The 22,387-nt window shown below is 59.2% G+C and carries 18 protein-coding genes and 1 pseudogene; 5 read left to right on the top strand and 14 right to left on the bottom strand.

What is annotated here, in order from left to right; genetic code table 11:
- Window positions 1-1,248 (bottom strand): glutamine--fructose-6-phosphate transaminase (isomerizing) (glmS, locus tag CWO91_RS33880; protein ID WP_130219858.1); only part of this gene is annotated, 1,248 nt, incomplete at its 3' end.
- A gap of 1,515 nt (window positions 1,249-2,763) precedes the next feature.
- Between glmS and gmd the strand changes: the two genes are divergently transcribed.
- Together gmd and CWO91_RS33870 are read left to right on the top strand one after the other, a co-directional pair.
- A complete protein-coding gene (gmd, locus tag CWO91_RS33875; protein ID WP_130219855.1) occupies window positions 2,764-3,849 on the top strand; it encodes a GDP-mannose 4,6-dehydratase in 1,086 nt (361 codons plus the stop codon).
- Window positions 3,830-4,837: a GDP-L-fucose synthase family protein gene (locus CWO91_RS33870; RefSeq protein WP_130219854.1), complete on the top strand. Its 1,008-nt coding sequence runs from the start codon at window positions 3,830-3,832 to the stop codon at window positions 4,835-4,837. Before gmd ends, CWO91_RS33870 begins: the two co-directional genes overlap by 20 nt.
- Before the next feature lie 285 nt (window positions 4,838-5,122).
- Here the strand turns inward: CWO91_RS33870 and CWO91_RS33865 are convergent, their stop codons facing one another.
- The 10 genes from CWO91_RS33865 to bioB form a co-directional block, all read right to left on the bottom strand.
- Complete coding sequence (locus CWO91_RS33865) at window positions 5,123-6,262, bottom strand: MFS transporter (protein WP_165405906.1); 1,140 nt, start codon at window positions 6,260-6,262, stop codon at window positions 5,123-5,125.
- Window positions 6,263-6,966: 704 nt separating this feature from the next.
- On the bottom strand, window positions 6,967-7,230 hold the full coding sequence (locus CWO91_RS44710) for a hypothetical protein (protein WP_245471460.1): 264 nt from the start codon (window positions 7,228-7,230) through the stop codon (window positions 6,967-6,969).
- On the bottom strand, window positions 7,227-7,655 hold the full coding sequence (locus tag CWO91_RS33860) for a hypothetical protein (RefSeq protein ID WP_245471459.1): 429 nt from the start codon (window positions 7,653-7,655) through the stop codon (window positions 7,227-7,229). Before CWO91_RS33860 ends, CWO91_RS44710 begins: the two co-directional genes overlap by 4 nt.
- Before the next feature lie 60 nt (window positions 7,656-7,715).
- On the bottom strand, window positions 7,716-10,820 hold the full coding sequence (locus CWO91_RS33855) for an efflux RND transporter permease subunit (protein ID WP_130219852.1): 3,105 nt from the start codon (window positions 10,818-10,820) through the stop codon (window positions 7,716-7,718).
- Window positions 10,821-11,532: 712 nt separating this feature from the next.
- Window positions 11,533-12,384, bottom strand: a complete 852-nt coding sequence (gene panC / locus CWO91_RS33850; protein ID WP_130219851.1) for a pantoate--beta-alanine ligase — start codon at window positions 12,382-12,384, stop codon at window positions 11,533-11,535.
- A gap of 13 nt (window positions 12,385-12,397) precedes the next feature.
- Window positions 12,398-13,270, bottom strand: coding sequence for a 3-methyl-2-oxobutanoate hydroxymethyltransferase (gene panB, locus CWO91_RS33845; RefSeq protein ID WP_130219850.1), 873 nt, complete (start codon window positions 13,268-13,270; stop codon window positions 12,398-12,400).
- 356 nt (window positions 13,271-13,626) lie between these two features.
- Window positions 13,627-14,889 carry an adenosylmethionine--8-amino-7-oxononanoate transaminase gene (locus tag CWO91_RS33840; protein WP_130219849.1) on the bottom strand — a complete coding sequence of 421 codons (1,263 nt, stop codon included), beginning with the start codon at window positions 14,887-14,889 and terminating at the stop codon, window positions 13,627-13,629.
- Window positions 14,889-15,521, bottom strand: a complete 633-nt coding sequence (bioD, locus tag CWO91_RS33835; protein ID WP_091881524.1) for a dethiobiotin synthase — start codon at window positions 15,519-15,521, stop codon at window positions 14,889-14,891. The genes CWO91_RS33840 and bioD overlap by 1 nt, the downstream gene beginning before the upstream one ends.
- Window positions 15,503-16,672 carry an 8-amino-7-oxononanoate synthase gene (locus tag CWO91_RS33830; protein WP_018322489.1) on the bottom strand — a complete coding sequence of 390 codons (1,170 nt, stop codon included), beginning with the start codon at window positions 16,670-16,672 and terminating at the stop codon, window positions 15,503-15,505. Before CWO91_RS33830 ends, bioD begins: the two co-directional genes overlap by 19 nt.
- A gap of 125 nt (window positions 16,673-16,797) precedes the next feature.
- Window positions 16,798-17,847: a biotin synthase BioB gene (gene bioB / locus CWO91_RS33825; protein WP_130219857.1), complete on the bottom strand. Its 1,050-nt coding sequence runs from the start codon at window positions 17,845-17,847 to the stop codon at window positions 16,798-16,800.
- Window positions 17,848-17,972: 125 nt separating this feature from the next.
- On the opposite strand from bioB, the gene CWO91_RS33820 reads away from it, so the two are divergent.
- Window positions 17,973-18,611 carry a GntR family transcriptional regulator gene (locus CWO91_RS33820; protein ID WP_085964263.1) on the top strand — a complete coding sequence of 213 codons (639 nt, stop codon included), beginning with the start codon at window positions 17,973-17,975 and terminating at the stop codon, window positions 18,609-18,611.
- 818 nt (window positions 18,612-19,429) lie between these two features.
- On the opposite strand, the gene CWO91_RS33815 is transcribed toward CWO91_RS33820, so the two are convergent.
- From CWO91_RS33815 to CWO91_RS45620, 3 genes and pseudogenes are all read right to left on the bottom strand, one after another.
- Window positions 19,430-19,657, bottom strand: coding sequence for a recombinase family protein (locus CWO91_RS33815; RefSeq protein WP_349643604.1), 228 nt, complete (start codon window positions 19,655-19,657; stop codon window positions 19,430-19,432).
- Window positions 19,632-19,853, bottom strand: a pseudogene (locus CWO91_RS33810) (ATPase, T2SS/T4P/T4SS family); the annotation flags it as partial. The gene CWO91_RS33815 and the pseudogene CWO91_RS33810, both read right to left, overlap by 26 nt.
- 465 nt (window positions 19,854-20,318) lie before the next feature.
- The gene (locus tag CWO91_RS45620) at window positions 20,319-20,387 is read right to left on the bottom strand and encodes a hypothetical protein (protein WP_244551014.1); all 69 of its coding nucleotides are present in this window, start codon (window positions 20,385-20,387) and stop codon (window positions 20,319-20,321) included.
- Window positions 20,388-21,051: 664 nt separating this feature from the next.
- Here CWO91_RS45620 and groES point away from each other — a divergent pair.
- Window positions 21,052-21,366 carry a co-chaperone GroES gene (gene groES / locus CWO91_RS33800; RefSeq protein WP_091881514.1) on the top strand — a complete coding sequence of 105 codons (315 nt, stop codon included), beginning with the start codon at window positions 21,052-21,054 and terminating at the stop codon, window positions 21,364-21,366.
- Window positions 21,367-21,455: 89 nt separating this feature from the next.
- Window positions 21,456-22,387, top strand: a 932-nt coding sequence (gene groEL / locus CWO91_RS33795; protein ID WP_130219848.1) for a chaperonin GroEL, incomplete at its 3' end; no start/stop codon positions are given.

The raw sequence follows: 22,387 nt of genomic DNA, 5'->3' as shown, positions 1-22,387 counted from the left end.
TGAGACGGCAAGCGCCGCCAATACGATCAGCTGGCAGATGAATGCCTTTGTGGAAGCTACGCCGATTTCTGGCCCCGCCAGCGTCGGCAGAACGGATTCACTCTCGCGCGCAATCGTCGAGGTCGGGACGTTGACCACAGATATCGTGTGCACGCCCTGCCCCTTGGCGTATCGCAACGCAGCCAGTGTGTCAGCGGTTTCGCCCGACTGCGAGATGACGATGGCGAGATCTCCCCGGCGCAGAGGCGCCTCCCGGTAGCGGAACTCGGACGCTACATCGATCTCGACAGGCAAGCGCGCCAGCCGCTCGAACCAGTATTTGGCGATGTGCCCGGCATAGCTCGCCGTGCCGCACGCGGTAATTGAGATGCGCTGAATGGATTTAAAGTCGAACGGCAATGTGAGCGGCAGGGCGACGCGCTTGGCCGCCATGTCGAGATAATGCGCTAATGTCTTGCCGGCCACGGTCGGCTGCTCGTGGATTTCCTTGGCCATGAAGTGGCGATAATTCGCTTTGTCCACAAGGAGTGACGATACGCCAGACTTTGATGTTTCCCGCTGGACGACGGAGCCGTCTGCGCTATAAATCACGCACATCGTGCGCGTAAGAACGGCCCAGTCACCGTCTTCAAGATAGGTGATGGTGTCGGTCAAAGGCGCGAGCGCGATCGCGTCCGATCCTAGATACACTTCGCCGTTACCATGTCCGATCGCAAGGGGCGACCCCTTACGCGCACCGATCAAAAGATCGTCGTGCGCCTTGAAAAGGAATGCCAGCGCGAAGGCACCGCGCAGCCGGGGCAGCGACGCTTGTACCGCATCCTGCGGCGAGTAGCCATTCTTGAGATAAGATTCGACGAGATGCGCCACCACCTCCGTGTCAGTCTCTGAGCTAAAATGGGCTCCATTCCGCTCCAGTTCGGCTCGCAGCTCGCGGAAATTCTCAATGATCCCGTTATGAACGACCGCTACATTTTCCGTCGCATGCGGATGAGCATTGCTCTCGGTCGGCTTTCCATGAGTCGCCCAGCGGGTGTGACCGATACCGGTACGACCCGACGGCGGATAATAGCGCAGCCGCTCCTCAAGGTTTCTCAGCTTACCTTCAGCGCGTCGCCGCTCGATACGGAGACCTTCGAGAGTAGCGAGGCCTGCGGAGTCGTAGCCACGATATTCCAATCGCTTGAGCGACGCGACCAACTGCCCAACGACCGGACCACGCCCCAAGATGCCGACAATTCCACACATATCGATCAATGCTGCCCAAGTTCAAGAAGCCCGACGTTCCCCCTCACAGGAACCCGTCATGAAATTCGCTTGCCCGATGGTAACAGGTGTCTAGTTCGGGATTTGTCGCGGCCGCCTTTATCGCCGCCGCATTCACAAGCGTGAGTTAGATCTCTTTCAGCCATCATTGCTTCGCCCGGCTACATTCCGCTTTTGGCTGCCTATCTGAGTACAAACTGCGATGCGGCCGCGAATAGCGTGACCGCTTCGAGGAGAGCCAGATGTGCAGGTGCGCTTGCTCGGTGGCGCGACATCCAATCCCGGCACAAACAGACTCGCTCGGTTGCGACAATATCTGTCGGCGTCGCAACAAGCCGCTGCGAGGACATATCGCGCAAATAGTCTGGCTCCATAGATTGAGGACATTCGAGCCAGATCGGCGGACCAATTATCCTACGAAAAAGCATCTTGTCTTATTTGGCTCATCATCACTGATGAGCCATTTCACGACTTGCAGCTGACATTTCCAAGAAGGTGAGCAGCGACACCAGCGAACCGAGCGGCCGTGAATGTGGCAGTAACTGAGTCTTTCCGCCTCACTGATAGACCCTTCGAGAGGCTCACGTTCCGTCTCGGCTGCGCTACATTGGGGAGATAGAAAGAGGAAACCTGCCCATGGCTTCTACATGGTCTGCTGCCCATACATTTGCGCAGCCGCTCTAGCGTGAATTGTTCTTTGTCCCAGGAAACATTTCGCCGACGCGGGTTTAAGAGGCTCATCATACTCGGACCGAAGCAAGTTACGGTCGTCGAGACTAAACGATTGGCGTCGAAGCTCTATTGTACGAACGTAAACTCTTGATATCGATACGTTCGATTATCTATACCAACGTTGGCTACTCTTTCTCATTTTGTCTTGCGTCGACGGTCCACTGCCTGCCGCGAGTTGGATATTGGCAACGGCGCTGATCACGGTTGATGAGTCCGCCAAGGCCGGCTGTTCTGTTCGGAAGTTAACGGTACGGGCGCTTTGTAGATTACGAATTGATGCGCAGGTTTGGCTGCGTGCTGGCTTGCATGTCGTCACTCCGACAAATGCATTGACGACTGCGGCCTCAGCCCATCGCTCTCCCAAGCCATGACGAGACCACGCGAATGCAGACATGCGCCTCAGGATAGATAAGGAACACAGACCGTCGGCTTCTATCTCATTGGAAATATCACCCCGGGGGCAAGCGCGGCCGGGCGCGTAACGGCGTTTGCCATCCATCTCGCGCGCTTAGGATCATCGCGGATATCAGGCAGGTTGCGAGGGTTAGTTGACTTTCATTTTTTGAAGCTCAATGGGTTGGCACCCTCCAGTCCAATATAAATCAATGTATGTAGTGTGCATTCCTGCATGATGTGTATGACTGGAGCTAACGATCGCTTTCCTATTGCGGGTGGAGCGCGCTTGCGCATCTAGATTTCTCGAGAAACGGCTTCGCAATAGCGTTTCACAGGGAGGCTTTCTTTCCGGCGCAACTAAGAGAGACCATGGCGGCTCAGGACTCAAAGCGGCGCGTTGCGCTGATCACCGGCGTCACCGGGCAGGACGGCGCATATCTCGCCGAGTATCTGCTCGGTCTCGGCTACACCGTGCACGGGATTAAGCGCCGGTCGTCCTCGTTCAACACAGCGCGCGTCGATCATCTCTACCGGGATCCGCATGCCGGCAACGTGCCGTTCCTAATGCACTATGGCGACATGACGGATTCGACCAATCTGATCCGGCTGGTGCAGCAGATCCGGCCGACCGAGATCTATAACCTGGCCGCCCAGAGCCACGTGCAGGTCAGTTTCGAGAGCCCGGAATACACCGCCAACGCCGACGCAATCGGCGTGCTGCGCCTTTTGGAAGCGATCCGTATCCTCGGCATGGAAAAGGAGACGCGGTTCTACCAGGCCTCGACCTCGGAGCTTTACGGGCTCGTGCAAGAGGTTCCGCAGAAGGAAACCACGCCATTCTATCCGCGCTCGCCCTACGGCGTCGCCAAGCTCTATGGCTATTGGATCACAGTGAACTACCGTGAGGCCTATGGCATATTCGCCAGCAACGGCATCCTGTTTAACCATGAGAGCCCGATCCGCGGCGAGACCTTCGTGACGCGCAAGATCACCCGGGCCGTCGCCCGCATCGACGTCGGCCTCGAGAACGAGCTCTATCTCGGCAATCTCGACGCCAAGCGCGACTGGGGCCATGCCCGCGACTATGTCGAGGGCATGCACAGGATTCTGCAGGTCGACGAACCCGGCGACTTCGTGCTCGCGACCGGCGAGACGCGGTCGGTCCGCGAGTTCGTCGAGCTGGCGTTTGCCGAGGTCGGGCGCAGCATCGAATGGCGCGGCAAGGGCGTCGAGGAGGTCGGCGTCGACAAGGCGTCCGGCAAGACCCTGGTGCAGATCGATCCGACCTATTTCCGTCCGACCGAGGTTGATCTCCTGATCGGCGACGCCAGCAAGGCGCGCGCGAAACTCGGCTGGGCGCCGAAGACGCCGTTCTCGCAATTGGTGAAGGAAATGGTCGCCAGCGATCTCGTCCAAGCCAGGCAGGACGCAGCCAATGGCAAGCACGGCGTTTGAGCTGAAGGGCAAGACGGTTTTCGTCGCCGGCCATCGCGGCATGGTCGGCGCGGCGCTGATGCGCCGGCTGGCACGCGAACAGGCCGATCTCTTGACGGTGTCGCGCAGCGAGGTCGACCTGCGCGACCAGGCCGCGGTGAATGCCTGGTTTGCCGCGAAGCGGCCGCAGGCCGTGTTTCTCGCCGCCGCCAAGGTCGGCGGCATCGTCGCCAACAACACGCTGCGCGCCGAGTTTCTCCACGACAATCTGGCGATATCGAGCAACGTGATCCAGGCGGCCCATGCCAATAGATGCGAGAAGCTGATGTTCTTCGGCTCCTCCTGCATCTATCCGCGCCTGGCGCCGCAGCCGCTGCGAGAGGATTCGATGTTGACCGGCCCGCTGGAGCCGACCAACGAACCCTATGCCATCGCCAAAATCGCCGGCATCAAGATGGCCGAGGCCTATCGCAGCCAGTACGGCGCCGATTTCATCAGCGTGATGCCGACCAATCTCTACGGCCCTGGCGACAATTATCACCCCGAATACAGCCACGTCGTCGCCGCGCTGATCCGCCGCTTCCATGAGGCCAAGATTTCGGGCGGCGGCAACGTCGTGGTGTGGGGCACCGGCACGCCCCGCCGCGAATTTCTCTACGTCGACGATCTCGCCGACGCCTGCATCCATCTGATGAAGACCTATTCCTCGCCGGAACTGGTCAATATCGGTACCGGTGAGGACATCAGCATCGCCGAGCTAGCGCTCATGGTCGCGGCCGCCGTCGGTTTTCGCGGTGAGATCAGCTTCGACACGTCGCGCCCGGACGGCACGCCGCGCAAGCTGCTCGACATCGGGCGGCTGTCCGGGCTCGGCTGGCGCGCCACGACCTCTCTTGAGGACGGCATTCAGCTGGCATACCGGGCGTATCGCGCCGACAGCGATGGACGGCAGCAGAGTGATCTGCCTGTTCCCGATAAAGGACCACTCCTACGTATCAATCATCGGTGAACGTCCAGCCTAGCGGACTTGCCGCTCACGTAACAACCAATTTTGCTTTGCAGTTGACAAGCGTTCATTGTCAACAACGCGCTCAGTTGGACGCCTAGAACCCGAAAGACGCGGTGTATCCTAGCTATGACGCCGCCAATCGACTTGCAGGAAAAGGAGAATGGCCATCATCGACACCTGCTGCCATCAAGTTGAGATCTCATAGACTCTAAGCCGCTAAACGCCGACCGGTGGACGATCATTAGCCGGGAGCGTGCTGGTGTCCCCTTCCTCTCGACCAACGGCTTAGCGATGGTCTGTCATCATTATCCTCGCCGACAGCGTAACGATGGACATGAGCGCGCCTAACATCCCGAACGCCAAGGGCAAGCCAAACATGTGTCCGGCGAGCCCGATGCTGGCAGGCCCGACGAGTATACCCGCGTAGCCGGCTGTCGTGATGACCGCGATCGCAACGCCTGCTGGCATCACTGTCTGTTTGCCGGCGCGTCGACACAGTACGGGTACAACATTTGAAATACCCAATCCAATAAGCAGGAACCCCGCCATAGCAATCAACGCAACGGGCGCGGCCACCACAGCCAAGAAGCCTGTCACGATCGGCAGAGTCCCGAGCATCAATGTGGCGCGGTCGCCGATTCGAGCCACCACGGCATCTCCGCTGAGACGCCCTGCGGTCATTGCGATTGAGAAGAGCATACAACCAATGCCCCCGTGCGCCTCCGCGAGAAGATCTCGTTCAACGAGAAGCAAAGCGCTCCAATCGAGCATTGCACCTTCGACAAGAAAGGTGATAGCCGCGAGCACAGCTATTAGCAACACACTGCGATGGGGCAAGACAAACAATGGCCCCTGCTGCCTCGAACCCGTCGCGAGCAACCCCGGCCAGGCCGACACAATCGCGATCGTCATTAACGCCGAACAAACCAACGTCGAAAAAAGCGGGCCAAGCTGCAGCGAGAGTAACGACGTCACGGCGGCAGAGCCGGTGAATTCCCCAATGCTGTACTGGGCGTGGAAGCCAGACATCAATGGACGGCCGGTGGCGCGCTCCAATTCAATCGCATGAATGTTCATGGCTACATCGATCGAGCCGAGTGAAACGCCGAAAGCAAACAGCGTGGCACCGAGCCCGAGAGATGTGTCGGCAATTGCAAGCCACGGCAGGGTGATCGCGAGTCCAAGTCCACCCGCGAGGATAATGGGCTTGCTGCCGTACCGCGCATTCGACACGCTGGTCAAAAGCATAGCGATGACGGATCCCGTTCCGAGACAGAGCAGCAGAAGACCAAGCATGCGGTCATCCACCGCGAGCCGCTCCTTGGCGAGTGGCACCAAAGGCGCCCAGGCTGCGAGGCCGACTCCGGCCACAAAAAATGCGAGCCGTGTCCCAAGCAGGCCGGCAGACCAATTAGCGGATGGTATCACGGGCGCTCCTGAGAGAACGGGCTCGCGAGCGCGACGCCCGTCATCCCGCGTGCGTCGCCTGCAAGCGGCGCGATCGACAATGATGGCCTCAAGTTGACATTCTTTAGCCCTGCAAATGCAATGCCGTCACAAAAACTGGACTACATCACTGGGCGAGCGACAAGTAGGGGTGATCGTCGAGCCCGTGATGCGGTGTTTCGGCTACTCTTTCCCGGATGAGCTAGCCATGGGGTGATAGTTTTTGCTGGTCTGCGACGGCTGGAGGCGCAACGCTCACTATGGCCTTGTCGCAAAGCCTACAAAGCCTGCAAAGCCAACGGCGCCCGACGCCACTGTGTACTTGGCGCGAACACGCCGTAGGTTTTCCGACAGCTTTTGTAAAATCGGGAGCTCTCATCACGAGTAACGGCGCTCACTCACAAGATCAATACAAGCCCGCTATCACGCGCAAGCCGTCAATGTCGGCCCGATACTTTTGATATTCGATTATTCCTGGTTTCAGTCGGCTAGGTTGTTCCCCGCGTCGCGCTCGCTGTGCCGTGTCTCGAGTGATCCGTTTGTCTGGCGCGCTTGCCGCCGGCAACCACAGCCACGGCGAGTGGCATGGCGACAAGATCAACCTCCAAAAGTTTAGGGCTGTCCTGTGATCCCGAATTCCCCGGCGCCGGTGCGCTGGGCTGTCATAGAGCAATCAACCAGATTTACATGCCATCATTGTCGCCGCGGAAGAGAGCGGCGTCGCTCAGGTCCACGACGCGCGCGCCTTCGATACCGAGGTGCCCGCCGGCATCGTTCAAGCGCTTATATCCGCAGTTCGCCGAGCCCGTCGCTCTGATCAAATCGGGCTGTGGGTGGTAAGGAGCAAGTGTAGCAGGCACAGATCCATCAGTATAAGCCCAGGCGCTCTGCACTAGATCGAGCTCGATCAGCACCTGTGACAAACCGACGCCCGCATCAAAGCTCATGCAGATGCGTCGAAATATGTCCGGATCAAGCCGGCGAATGAAGTAGGACCCCAGAGGGATGCCAAGCATAACACTGGGCATAAAAACATAGAGCAAGCTGCCGCTTTCGGGAACAAGCCGAGCTGATAATAGACGAAGGCGGTTACGCTCGATTCCGCCACGCGAACCAGGGCTAGGCCGGCGCGAAACTCGTGTTTAACCAGGCCCTGGTTGTTAAACAGCATCGCTAAGGGAGGGCCGGAGATAGTCGTCACCGAATTGAGGATGCCCAGCATCGACCCGAATGGCAGGCCGATCAGCCAGCTTGCTTCGACAGGGCGGCGCCAACCCGCAGCTTGCGGCAGGATCAGGGACAGAATGATCGTGTCGGTGCACCTGATGCTCGGCAAGCTCGGCACCACGGGCGTGAAGATCTCGATGCGCAAGTGAGCGTGAGGCGATCGCAGGTGCTCACCACACTGAGCGAACCTAGATTGATTCTATCGTCATTGCTTGGCCAGCTGGGCATCAGCAGCGCCGGTGAGGTCGAGCTCGGGGGCGATCTTCGCGCGGCCGGAGCTCGCATCGGCACGGTGATCGGACGCGATCGCGACGTAGACCGCCGGCAGCACGAAGAGCGTGAACAGCGTGCCGACAGACATGCCAGCGACGAGCACGAGCCCGATCGAGAAGCGGCTCGCGGCGCCAGCTCCCGTTGCCGTCAACAAGGGTATGAAGCCCGTGACCATTGCCGCCGTGGTCATCAAGATTGGACGCAGTCGGACGCGCGCCGCCATCTCTATAGCCGAGCGACGGTCAAGTCTCTCCTTGAGCTGCAGCTCATTGGCGAACTCAACCATCAGGATGCCGTGCTTGGAAATCAACCCGACCAGTGTCAACAGTCCGATCTGGGTGTAGATGTTCATCGTCGCCCAGCCAAAGAATGGCGGGATCAAGGCGCCGACGATTGCCATTGGGACGCTGATCATGATGATGAGGGGATCGCGCAGACTTTCGAACTGCGCCGCAAGCACCAAGAATATGATGATCAGTGCAAATGCAAACGTAATCGCCAGTTGGTTACCCTCGTGCACATATTGGCGGGCGTCGGCGAGGAAGTCGTGGCTGAAGCCTGCGGGCAGTTTCTTTGCCTCAGCTTCCAGGAAGTCCACAGCCTGACCGATCGTGACGCCTGGCATCGGCACGGCCTGAAAGGTTGCGCAGTTGAGCTGGTTGTAGTGGGTGAGCGCGTTTGGATCGGTCGCAGTCTCGATGGAGACAACGGTGGACAGCGGGAGCATCGAGCCCGTCGCTGTCTTCACATAATAGCTCCCGATGGCTTGCGGCGCCAGGCGTTCCTCGCGTGGGACCTGCGGGATCACCTGGTAGGAGCGGCCCTGTAAATTGAAGCGGTTGACGTAGTTTCCGCCAAGTAAGGTGGCGAGCGCGTTACCGATGGTCTGCATGGTGATGCCAAGCTCGTTGGCCTTGGATCGATCCACCTTGACTCGTACCACCGGCTGGTTGAACTCGAGGTCGGAGTCGCTCACCATGAACAGACCGCTCTTCCGCGCGGCATCTTTCAGCTTCGACATCTGCTCGTAGACGGATTGGAAGCCAAGCGTCGAATTGATCACCATCTGCACTGGTAGGCCATCCGAACCGCCCGGAAGCGGCGGCAAGCTAAAGGCAAACGCGTTAATGCCTTCGATTTTTGACAGCTCGGCCTGGACAAGGGACTTTAGCGCAATCGATGATCGCTTGCGCTCGTCCCATGGCTTGAGCAACATGCCGGCCAAGCCACTCTGCTGGCCGCTAACGCCGTTGAGCACGAAGCTCAAATCAGTCTCGGGAAATTTCTGGAACGCGTTTTCGATCTTGGTACCGTAATAGTCGAGGTAGTCGATATTGGCGTATTTCGGCGCCTTGGTTAGAGCGAATACGATACCTTGATCCTCCTCGGGTGCGAGTTCCTTGGAAGTATGCATATAGAGAAAGCCGACGAGGCCCAGCATGGTCAGCGCAAACAGGCCGGTAATCGGACGATAGTCGAGCGAGCGGTCGAGCTTGCGGCCGTACCATCGTGTCATGGCGCTGAACCCGCGGTTCACAAGTCCTGCAAACCGCCCCTCCTCAGCGCGTTTCAGGAAGAGCGAGCACATCATCGGCGACAGCGTCAAAGCGATCACGCCCGACACGATCACCGCTCCCGCTAGCGTAAACGCGAACTCGCGGAATAGCGCACCGGTGAGGCCGCCGAGAAATCCGATTGGGGCATATACCGCAGCCAAGGTAATCGTCATGGAGACAACGGGGCCGACGATCTCGCGCCCGCCCCTTGTAGCAGCCTGTAGGGGCAGCGCACCTTCTTCTAAATGGCGATGAATGTTCTCCACCACCACGATCGCGTCATCGACCACGAGACCGATCGCGAGAACCATCGCAAGGAGAGTCAGGAGATTGAATGAAAACCCCAGCGCCAGCATCATGCTGCAGACACCGACGAGCGACAACGGAATAGTGACTACAGGAATGATGACCGACCGCAGCGAGGCCAGGAACAGGAAGACTACCACCACCACGACCACGACGGCCTCGATGAGCGTCTTCTCCACTTCATCGATCGACGATTGAATGAATTTGGTGGAGTCGTAGGCCACTTTCATCTTCAGTGACGGCGGCAGGTTACGCTCCATTTCTGGAAACAGCGCCCGAACGCCTCGCACTATGTTTAGCGGATTGCCTTGCGGGCTCGCCCGAACGCCGATAAAGACCCCGTGCTCGCCGTTCATTGCGACGCTGGTGTCTGTGGTCTGCGCAGCAAGCTCGACTACTGCAATGTCCTCCATGCGCACAAAGCCACCGTCATTGGCTTTGACGATCATGCGCTTGAAGTCATCGACACTCCGCAGATCGGTGTTTGCCGTAACATCAGAGATAGTGAAATAGCCCTTGGTCTGGCCGGCCGCGGCCTGGAAGTTGTTAGCGGCGATTGCAGCCGAAACGTCAGCCGGCGACACGCCGTGCCCTGCCATTTTCGCTGGATCGAGCCATAGCCGCATCGCAAAACTCTGGCCGCCCAGGATGTCTGCCGCTGCGACGCCGTCGACGGTTGACATAACGGGTTGCACGACGCGCGAGAGGTAGTCGGAGATCGCGCTGGCCGTCAGTTCCTCGCTGGAGAAGGCGATATACATGACGGCGGTGGCCTGACCGGTCGACTTAGTGACGACCGGATCGTTTGATTCTTTCGGTATTAAATATTTGACTGAATTGACCTTGGAGAGAACCTCGGTGAGCGCCTCGTTGGGATCGAAATTCAGCTTGATGTAGACTTGGATCGTCGAGGTACCGAGCACCGATGAGGAATTGATGTGGTCGACGCCCTCGGCGGAAGCGACTGCCTGCTCCAGGGGAGTGGTGATGAACCCCTGGATCATGTCGGCGGAGGCGCCAGGATAGGAAGTCGTGATATTGACGACCGTATTAGATAGCTTGGGATACTGCCGGATCGGCAGTACGGTGGCCGCGCGAAAACCGATCAGCAAGATCAGGAAACTGACGACGATAGACAATACCGGACGTTTGATGAAAAGCTCAGTAAATGCCATCTCGACTCGCATTTCAAGAGGGGGATGCAAAAGCGCCAGCAACTTGCGCTACGGTAATGATCATCAATGCGGCAACTGCGCTAAAGCCCGTAGTATGAGGGAAGCCTTATCGGCTACTCTAAGGGCTCACACGTTCATGAGCATAGCGTGCCCAATCCTCCGCTTCTCCATTTTCGTCGCTTGAATGAATGTTGGCTCCGCTGTTCTGATCGCTGATCGCGATCTCGAATAGTGGGCACCTTCTTAAGATAAAGACCCTGTCTTTTTGCGTGCAATCGGCCAAAGGTCCGACTCAAGATGTTCGTCCTCACACCTGATTGGAACGCAATGACTTCTAGCAAGGTATCAGTTCAGGCTTCGCGCCGACCCGTCGATCGAATGATCCAGGTTCGACATCGAAAGTACAAACGAACCTGACGGGCGCTCAACTGTACAAGGGTAAGTGGGTAATATAGCATCGGCTGCAAAACACTATACCAAGGTTTGTCGAAACGGTCGCTGGTCGCAGCCGCGCGAAACCTGTGACGTTGCCAGACGCAAAGTTCTCGGTCCCACAATATTCCGCAAGCATCCCCTATCGCATCGCTAACTCGCTGAACAACGTCGGTTCGGAGTTCGCCCTTTGCTACCAGGTCGACACGTCTGTCGGAAAAGTTGCCTGGAGCACTTCTTCAAGCTCAATATGCTGGGTACTGTTTGGCTACGCATTGCGCTACGGAGTTGGCAACGCCAGCATTACGTTGTCGATCAGCCGGGTCGAGCCGACGTAGGCTGCCGCACAAAGCGCCGCGGGGCGTCGCAGTGGACTGTCGGCGGTGTTGAGCGTGTCACCGTCGACAAGTTCAAGATACTGCAGTCGGTCAACTGCCTCTAAATGCTCCTTGGCGATCGCAATCAGCTTTTCTACGTTGCGCTCTCCTGAGCGAAATTCATCCAGCGCGGCGGTTAGTGCACGATTGATCGCAAGGGCCCGCTGACGTTCTTCCTTGCTGAGATACCGGTTGCGACTGCTCATCGCGAGCCCATCCTGTTCGCGAACGGTTGGTACGGCGACGATCTCGATCGGGAGATTGAGATCGACCGCCATGCGGCGCACGACTGCGCATTGCTGAAAATCCTTCTGGCCAAAAAACACGACGTCGGGCTGCACCATGTTGAACAACTTGCATACGACAGTCGCGACACCGCGAAAATGTCCAGGCCTGAAGGCTCCGCACAGAGGTTTCGCGAGGTCGCCCGGTTCAACGAAGGTCTCAAAATGGCTCGGATAGACTTCCTGTGCATCCGGCGCAAAGAGGATCGCAACACCGGCATCGCGGCACAGTCCCTCATCGCGCAAGAAGGCTCGCGGGTAGGTGCTGAGATCCTCGTTTGGTCCGAACTGAGTGGGGTTGACGAAGATGCTGACGACGGTGACGTCGCATTGCGCCCGGCTCGCCGCGATCAGCGCCAGGTGGCCATCGTGGAGATAGCCCATTGTCGGCACGAATCCGACCCGTTGATCGGCACTGCGGGATTTTGCGAGAGTGCGGCGAAGCTCAGCGACCGTCGTGATTGTTTGCATGTCGAGTTCTACATCAGGTTGGGTTGGATGGCGCCCAGTTGGTAATTGCCTCGCCGACACCTTCAGGAAGTCGATAGGACTCTTGCGCTGCCGGGAATGCACCACTGCGGACATCCGCGGCCCAGCGCGAAAGCGCATCATGCAACTGCTGGAAGCCTTCTGCATAGGCGCGAACGAATTTGGGGCGACGACCTTCGGTCAGGCCCAGCACATCGTGAAACACGAGCACCTGCCCTGAACAGTCCGGGCCGGCGCCGATTCCGATCGTTGGTATTGTCAAGGAATCGGTTGCTCGAGCAGCAAGCTCGGCCGGAATGCCTTCCAACACCAAAGCGAAACAGCCGGCCTCCTGCAGACGGTGAGCATCATCGAGCAGCCGCAGCGCTTCGTCCGCTTTCCGGCCCTGCACCTTGAAGCCGCCCATGACATTGACGCTCTGGGGCATAAGACCCAGATGACCCATCACGGGAATCTCGCAATCGACAAGGGCACGTACCATCTCGATACGCTTGCCGCCGCCCTCGAGCTTCACCGCGGCTGCGCCACGTTGCAGGAATCCGCCGGCATTGCGTATGGTTTCTTCGACGCTGAGGTGGAAGCTAAGAAACGGCATATCGGCGACGAGCAAAGCACGAGGCTTGGTGCGTGCAACGGCTTCCAGATGATGGTTCATCATCGCCACGCTTACGGGCAGCGTGTTTTCAAATCCAAGGCAAACGTTACCGACACTGTCACCAACGAGAATGATGTCGACGGAAGGATCCGCGATGCGCGCCGCAACCGCGTCGTAGGCAGTCGTCATGACGAGACGCCGGCTGTCCTGCTTCCAGCGCTGCAGCATGGGAATCGTGATGCGCTCGACCGGCTGCTGCGAAACGTGGCTCATCTGGTCCCCATTGCGTCGACGACCTCAGTTCCATTCTGCGGTGCGCAGTGGCAAGGCTTTGATGTCAACCAACTCGCCGACTGCTTAGCAGAGAGTACTTTTCTCATTTGAAACACCGTTGAGCCTTTACGCACTTGGTACTTCCTAGGGAGCATGGAAGAAAATTGTCAACCTCGGGAGAAAAAAAGAAATCGATTCCTCAAAAATGGCGCGGCGACGGATGGAAATTCCTTTTGGTTGCGCGATCACCAGACGAAGACTTTCTCGGCCGGTGTGTTGGGTCATGCGGGCGTGGCCAATGGCTTCGGAAGATTCGCCGACAGGCTGTCGCGATCCACGACCGATCCGGCCTTCTGCTAGACCAGCTCATCGGCTGCATCGTTAATTGCAGCGTAGATTTCCTCGAGGTCCGCCGACGTGACACAATACGGCGGCATGACATAGATCGTATTGCCAAGCGGGCGCAGCAGCAGATCTCGATCGCTAAAGAACGCCTGCAGCCTCGGCCCGATATTGGCGAGGTAGCCCTCGTCGCACACCTTCAGCTCGAGTGCTGTGATAGTACCAGTCTGACGGACATTCCCGAAGCGTGCGTCCGCGCGAAATGGCTCGATTTTGTGTTTCTGCATTGCAGCGACGGAGGCCACGCGCTCGTAAGTCTCATGGTTGCACCAGAGATCCAGGTTCGCCTTGGCAGCGGCACACGCCACCGGATTTGCCGTGTAAGAACTGGAGTGGAAGAAGGTGCGGGTTCGGTCTTTCGAATAGTGTGCGTCGAAAATGTCCGCGCGGCAGAGCGTCACCGCAAGCGGAAGAGAGCCACCCGTGAGGCCCTTGGAATAGCAGGCAATGTCGGGCGTGACACCAGCCTGCTCGCAAGCGAATAATGTTCCAGTGCGCCCCCAGCCTGTCATGACCTCGTCGGCAATGAACAGGACGCCTGAGGCCTCACAGATCCGTTTCATTTCATTTAGGACCCAAGCAGGATACATAAGCATCCCGCCAGCTCCCAGGATCAGGGGTTCGACGATGAAGGCAGCCGGATTTTCGTTGCGACACGCGGCCTCGAGCGCGTCGAGCGTCGGCTGTTCATGACCCAGCGCCGGGAACGGCACTGAGGTAACCTCGAACAGCAGAGGTTCGTAGGCCGCATTGAACACACCACGCGCGCCGACCGACATCGTCCCCACCGTGTCGCCATGATAGGAATGCTGCATCACGACGATGCGTGAACGCGACTCGCCGATGTTGCGCCAATAGCCGAGCGCGAACTTCAGCGCGACCTCCACACTGGTCGAGCCGCTGTCGGAGAAGAAGACGTAGTCGAGGCCGCGGGGCGCAAGTTTCAAAAGCAGGGAGGCAACCTCTTCGGCGGGTTCATGAGTGTGGCCCGCGAAGATGATCTGGTTGAGCTTTTCCGCCTGCTTCTGAATGGCACTCACGATGTATGGATGGCAATGGCCATGGGTCACAACCCACCAGGACGCGATCGCATCGATGATGCGACGGTCATCCGCGGTGTAAAGATATGCACCCTCGCCGCGCAAAACCTTTATCATCTCGCCTTGCAGCGCATGTTGGGTAAACGGATGCCAGATCCGCGACTTTGCTTTGCACATTATGAATCGAAATCGCCACCATGGAACGAGACCTTGAAGGCCGCGCGAAGCGCGTTGGCCGTGAGTGGAGCAAGGCACGGCAGCCGGCCCAGCTTCCGCACTTGTCCGATCCTGCAAATGGTGCTCTCGGTGTCGACGTTCTCTTCGCCGATGAACGCGATACCGCGAATTTCAATGTTGCGATTGTGCAAGGCCTCGAGCGAAAGCAGCGAATGATTGATGGTACCGAGGGCAGTGCGCGCGCAGAGAATGACTGGCAGCCGCCATCGTGCAAAGACGTCGATATAGAGTTCGTTGCGATTGAGCGGTACCATCAGCCCGCCTGCCCCTTCGATCACGAGCGGGCGATCCCCGGTGTCCGGTACATTGAGTGCGGTGGCGTCGATGTGAAGGCGATCGAGTTCTGCTGCGAGATGTGGTGAGGCTGGCGCTTCAAGACGATACCGCTCTGGCACAATCCGATCGTCGGGAAGTTCAGCCAGTCGTTCAACGACCTGGGAATCGATCTCCCCTCGAAGGCCAGCCTGGACAGGTTTCCAATAATAGGCATCAAGAAAATCGACGAGTCCTGCGGAAAAGATCGTCTTGCCGACCTCAGTGTCGGTGCCGGTGACTACGAATCGCCGAGCCATCTTGCCTCGCTTCCGGTTTCTTCCATCAAGGCATCGAGCAACGCACGCACATCATTCTCTCCGACATTCAGTGTCAGGGAGATTCGCAGCCGAGCTGTGCCCGCCGGCACAGTCGGTGGTCGGATTCCGCGAACGTCGAATCCGCGAGCCTGCAGCATCGATGCCAGTTTCATGGCGCGCGCGTTGTCGCCGACAATGTAAGGGACAATCTGGGAAACGGAGGGACTCCGGCCTCCGCGCAAGCGGATCTCCCGGTGTGTGAAGGCGACCAAGCTGGCCAGGCGTTGTTGCCGTTCCGGTTCCTCCTTCAAGATTGATAGCGCCTCCTGCACGGCAACAGCCAGCAAAGGCGACGGGGCGGTTGCAAAAATGAATGGACGGCAACGGTTGACCATGAAGTCGCGCAGCACTCTGCTCGCGGTGACGAGGGCACCGGCGGCGCCCAGCGCCTTGCCGCACGTATGAACGACCACCAGGTTCTCGCGCCCTTCATAGGGGGCGGTCAGCCCCTTTCCCTGCTCACCGTACACGCCAGTGGCATGAGCTTCATCTACCAAAAGAAACGCATCATGCCTGTCGGCGATTGCGACAAGCTCCTTGAGCGGCGCGAAATCGCCGTCCATGCTGTATAGACTTTCAGCCACGATCCAGACACGGCCCGTCCCGCCTTTCGCGCGCCAGTCGCGTATTGTGTTTTCGACCGACGTCGGGTCGTTGTGAGCGCTTTCGCGAAACTCGGCTCGTCCGGACCGAGCGCCTTCGTGAATGCTCGCGTGCACGAGCGAATCGAGTACCAGCAGATCGCCCCGTTGAGGCAGCGTCGTCAGGATGGCAAAATTCGCCACATATCCGCCGCTGAAAAACAGCGCCGTCTCGGCTCCGAAAAGGTGCGCGGCCTCCGCTTCGAGACGTTCGTGCTCGTCGCAATTTCCGCGCAGGAGTCGTGACCCGCCGGCCCCGATTGGAGTGCCGGCTTCCAGCGCCGCCGCCACAGCCTTCTTCATGCGCGGCGCACTCGCCAGCGCGAGATAGTCGTTCGATCCAAAATCAATGCCGGAACGCGGCGCTAGGCGCCGCAGCCGCTCTTGCTCGTTCAGGGCCCGCAGGGCGGCGTGATAAGTGGCCACCTTGTCCGCGCGTGTTGGAGTCATTAATCAATCCCGCGTGTAGAAGGGGTGCTTGCGCAAAGCACTCAGGCAGCCGCTAATCACGAAGCCCCGCTTCTTCCTGACATTCTTCAAAACGTCTCTCGAGGTCGGCGGACGCGGTTTGAGCGTCAATCGCTGTGAACGCTATCGTTAGCCGGCGCAGATTGCGTGTTGACCGGCTGCGCTTGCTCGAGGCTGGATTTGATGCCGAGCCGCCCAAGCAACTCCACGTCGCGCTCGCGCTGCGGGTTGCGCGTGGTCAGGAGCGCGTCGCCGATAAAGATCGAGTTAGCGCCGGCGAGAAGGCACAGCGTCTGCAATTCGTCGCTCATGTATTGCCGTCCGGCGGACAGCCGCACCACGCTTTGTGGCATCAGGATGCGTGCGACCGCGACGAGACGCGCGAGGGAGATTGGATCGGGCCGTTCCGCGGTTTCCATGACCGGCACGCCCTTGACCTCGTTCCAGAGATTGATCGGCACGCTCTCCGGATGGCTCGGCAGATTGGCGAGCAGCACCAGCATGCCTAGGCGGTCCACGACGCGCTCCCCCATGCCGATGATGCCGCCGCAGCAGACCTTGATGCCCGCCGCGCGCACCTCTGTGAGCGTGTCGATACGATCCTGCAAGATCCGCGTGGTGATGATTTGGCCATAGAATTCGGGCGAGGTATCGACGTTGTGGTTGTAGAAGTCGAGGCCGGCCTCACGCAAACGCTGCGCCTGAGGAGCGGTCAGCATTCCGAGCGTCACGCAGGTTTCCATTCCGAGACCCTTCACCGCGCTGACCATCTCGCAGACCTGGTCTAGGTCTCGGTCCTTCGGACTGCGCCACGCCGCCGCCATGCAGAACCGCGTCGCGCCGGCCGCTTTCGCGCGCTCGGCCGCCGCGATCACATCCGCCTTGTCCATCAGCCGCGTCGCTTTCAGCCCCGTGTCATAGTGCGCGCTCTGCGAGCAATAACCGCAATCCTCTGGGCAGCCGCCTGTCTTGATGCTGAGAAGGCTCGCGGTCTCCAGATGATTGGGATCAAAGCGGCGGCGGTGAACGGCCTGGGCGCGGAACATCAGGTCGGAGAATGGCGCGTTGTAGAGCGCCTCCGCCTCCCCAAGGGTCCAGTCGTGGCGAAGGGGTTCGATGTAGCCGTCGTCCGATTCTGTTTTCGCGCTTGGGGCCATCCGAGCCACGAGGCCTCCTCTACAAACTATAGATAATCCTTGTGATTATCTATGATCTTCCATCTTGAGGTATGCTAACTGACGTCTGGCCGCCACGCACGATGTTTTCTGATAGATAATCTATGATGAATTTGAGCGACAACACGACAACTGCGCAACGCATTGCGCATTCGATCGGGCACCGCATTATCAGCGGCGCGCTACAACCAGACGCACCGCTGCGGCAGGACCATATCGCGCGCGAATTCAACTCGAGCCACGTCCCCGTGCGGGAGGCTTTTCGGCAACTGGAGGCACAACATCTCGTTGTTGCCGCCCCCCGCCGCGGCGTGCGCGTTGCATCGCTCGACGCGAAGTCGGTGAAGGAGATCGCCGAGATGCGCGCCGCGCTAGAGGTGGTCGCGCTGCGGAATGCCGCGCCGAAACTCACGTCGGCCCATCTGGCGCGGATTGAGCTGGCCCTGATCGAAGCAGACAACGCGGAGACAATTCAGGAATTCGAGATCGCGAATCGCACATTTCACCACGCTCTTGTGGCGCCCTGCGCAATGCCTCGATTGCTCGCCTGCCTCGATGGACTGCAACTCGCAAACTCGCGACTGGTGTTCGCGATGGCGCGCAGTGCCGGATGGCGTCCGCGCTCCAATCAGGATCACCGCTTGATTCTGCAAGCATTACGATCGCGCAATATCGATCAAGCCTGCGATCTGCTTGCGCGTCACATTCAAACCATTGAGCGCCTCGCCCTCCCAGCGTCATTATGAGGGACAAAAATGCAATCGCAGAGCACCATGCGGCGTCCATCGCTGGCACAATATTAAGATAGTCCTGCGATCAGCCTGCATCTCACACGAGTCCTAGCCAGCCATGATTCGCCACATCGTCCTATTCATAGCCAAGAACAAGACCACATCGATCGAATCGCCGACGGACTCTCGCGCGCAACCGCAAGGCCGATCAGCTCGGTAACGACATCGACTCGTTGTTTACGAAACACGAATTACTCGAACGCTACTCATATCTGGCCAGGATCCGTTCAGCAGCTACGAGGGCAAGACGATTGTACTGTCCGGTATAAGCATCCGGTGGATCTCCGTCAGGTCCTCCACCTTTCGGTCGTGTGACAAGGGTCCGCGCACCGACGAAAGGCATCGATCTCCTCCAGGATCAGCAGCGACGGCGCGCTACGCTTCGCTTGTTCGAACGCGGGGCCTCCGAGTTTGCTAGGTCAAACCTGAAGGTTGGTCTCCCGAGGACGGCGACGAGCGTTCCACCGCGTGGGTCTTGCCGTATCCTGGCGGTCCATAGAGCAAGATGCCGTTTGGAAGCTGTAACTGCAGCGCATGGTATCGTTCCGGATCCGCGCTTGGCTCGATTAGGTACTGGCGGAACTGCCAGGTAAGGCGAAAGCTTCGGGTGCCACGGACTCGGCGACGCTGGAGACGCCCAGCGCCTGCAGGAAGAAGCGACCGAAACCCAGAATCGCGGCTCGGACGGATTCCATGTCCAAGGACTGAATTTGCAACCAAGCGAGCAAGATCTGCGCGGCTAAGCTGCCTGATCTCCTCCGGTCCCGCCCGCTTTACGCAATGTCCAGGCGCATAGTCCCCCGCGGAGGTGGTATCCTCTCGTTGTTGAGATCGTGCGCGATTTCCCGAGGCGTACGGCCGTCCACGTATTCCTGAAAGATGCGCCGGATCACTTGTGCCTCGGTCTCGACAACGACTCCTTTGCCACTTCTTCCAGTGACCGCGGCGTATCCGTATGTCAGGCCACCCCCAGCTAAGCTGTTCGAGGCGGCGGAGCGCACCCAGCGCCGTGCCGGCGTGAATCGTTCCGATCCCACCGGGGTGGCCGGTGCCCCAGGCCTTGAGGAGTTCCAACGCTTCGCTGCCCCGCACCTCCCCGACCGGAATGCGATCGGGGCGCAAACGCAGCGATGACCGGACCAGATCGGACAGAGACGCGACGCCGTCCTTGGTGCGCAGCGCGACCAGATGCAGAGCCGTGCGGGATCTCCTCACTATCATCTCCGAGCTTACGCCGCCGCAAGCTAACCTGGTCATGACGAGGGCCATCCAAGCCGTCCGAAGACGCCCGGCTTAGCCGGGTTTATGCTTTTCGGTTGCACGAGCAAGCCTCAGGACGATTGCGGCTCCAGGCGCAAGATCGTGGATGCGCCACATTGACGGCGTGTACTATGGCCTTGAGGTTTTTTCCTGCACGTCTCCGTTAGATGGCTCTGCTTTTGTTGAGCCGGCGAAAGAATTTCATGCCACGCTGTCGACCGTTCGCGTTCCGCTGCCGTTCGTTCGCGAATTATCTCCCCGCGTCTCGCGGGCGATGTAGCCAATCAGCGCCGCCAACACTTCTCCCAGTTCGTGCGTGCTGTCCGCCCACGGCTCCGCCAGTGACTTGTAGGCGGCGCCTTACGATGTGATCGCGGCGGGACTCTGATCTCGGTAAAATGCTCAGCACCTTGAAAGGACCCGCGGTAGGCGATCAAGTTCTGACACGATCACGACATCGCCTGGTCGCAGCTTCCGAAGGAGCTGCGCGAGGGCGCGGCGACCGTCCTTTATGCGCTTTCATTTTCGCAAAAGACCCGCTCACATGCCGCAGAACGGGCTTAGGTATGAACGAGCGCGGCCCCGTCACGAGCCACTAACCTCAGTGGCCAGCCTCACGTTCTTCGCAAAAGCTGCCGTAGCCCGCCCGGGATGGGCAATCCTAGATGCCCCGGGACGTCCGGGACTGTGCGCCGGCATCAGGCACAGCTCCGAAGTGTGAACCGTCGCTGCTGCTGACCAACGGCAAGGATAACTCTGTCCGCGGATGATCAGTTCTGAGGTATGGAGTGCCAAATATTTCATCGTGATCATACCCGGCGGGATTTCCGCCCGCCCACTGATAGAATTCCTGCCGGATGGCTGTTCGCAGCCGTCCTAGAAGAGGCCAGGAAGCCGCGCGGACACATGCGGCGCTTATTACTGACGTAGATCGTCGCCCCCGAGAGGGCGCAGTCGTGTAAGAACTGAGATTATTTGTCCGTTCCGTACTGTATTTGTTGGAGCAGGACCCCTTACAGACCCTTGCTCCCGAAAAACACTTTCCTATTTCAGCTCCGCCCGCGCTAGCACTCGCGGGCAGCGATTGCTAACAAGCGTAAAATCCTCAACTCGTGCAAATACTTAGGAGGACTGCATGAAATTCCGTCCGCTTCACGACCGCGTCGTGGTCAAGCGCATCGACGCCGAAGAGAAGACCGCTGGCGGTATCATCATTCCCGACACTGCCAAGGAAAAGCCGTCTCAGGGGGAAGTCATCGCCATCGGCCCCGGCGGCCGCGATGAGGCTGGCAAGTTGATCCCGATCGACGTGAAGGTCGGCGACCGCGTCCTGTTCGGCAAATGGTCGGGCACCGAGGTCAAGATCGACGGCCAGGAGCTGTTGATCATGAAGGAGAGCGACATCATGGGCGTTCTCACCGATGTGTCTTCCAGCAAGAAGGCCGCCTAAATCCACCGCTCGCACCACTCACCCCTAAAGAGCGCCTGCCGGGGCGCCCCGCCAAGGGTGGAAAGAAATGAACCCCAGGGAAAATCGTCATGTCAGCCAAAGAAGTCAAATTCGGCGTAGACGCGCGGGACCGCATGCTGCGCGGTGTCGACATCCTCGCCAACGCGGTGAAGGTCACTCTCGGTCCGAAGGGCCGCAACGTCGTGCTCGACAAGTCGTTTGGCGCTCCGCGCATCACCAAGGACGGCGTCACCGTCGCCAAGGAGATCGAGCTCGAGGACAAGTTCGAGAACATGGGCGCCCAGATGGTGCGCGAAGTCGCCTCCAAGTCCGCTGACGCGGCCGGCGACGGCACCACCACCGCCACCGTGCTGGCGGCTGCGATCGTCCGCGAGGGCGCCAAGGCCGTTGCCGCCGGCATGAACCCGATGGACCTGAAGCGCGGTATCGACCTCGCGGTCGAGGCCGTCGTTGCGGATCTCCAGAAGAACTCGAAGAAGGTCACCTCGAACGACGAGATCGCCCAGGTCGGCACCATCTCGGCCAACGGCGACCAAGAGATCGGCAAGTTCCTCGCCGACGCCATGAAGAAGGTCGGCAACGAGGGTGTCATCACCGTCGAGGAAGCCAAGTCGCTCGAGACCGAGCTCGACGTCGTCGAGGGCATGCAGTTCGACCGCGGCTACATCTCGCCCTACTTCGTCACCAACGCCGACAAGATGCGCGTTGAGATGGACGACGCCTACATCCTCATCAACGAGAAGAAGCTCTCCTCGCTGAACGAGCTGCTGCCGCTGCTCGAGGCCGTGGTGCAGACCGGCAAGCCGCTGGTCATCGTCGCCGAGGACGTCGAAGGCGAAGCCCTCGCCACCCTGGTCGTGAACCGCCTCCGCGGTGGCCTCAAGGTCGCGGCCGTCAAGGCTCCGGGCTTCGGCGATCGCCGCAAGGCCATGCTGCAGGACATCGCGATCCTGACCGGCGGCCAGGCGATCTCGGAAGATCTCGGCATCAAGCTCGAAAA

This window comes from Bradyrhizobium genosp. SA-3, from assembly GCF_004212635.1.
Classification (GTDB): Bacteria; Pseudomonadota; Alphaproteobacteria; order Rhizobiales; family Xanthobacteraceae; genus Bradyrhizobium.
The sequence above is the reverse complement of the archived record's forward strand: the minus strand, read 5'-3'. Positions and strand labels throughout refer to the sequence as shown.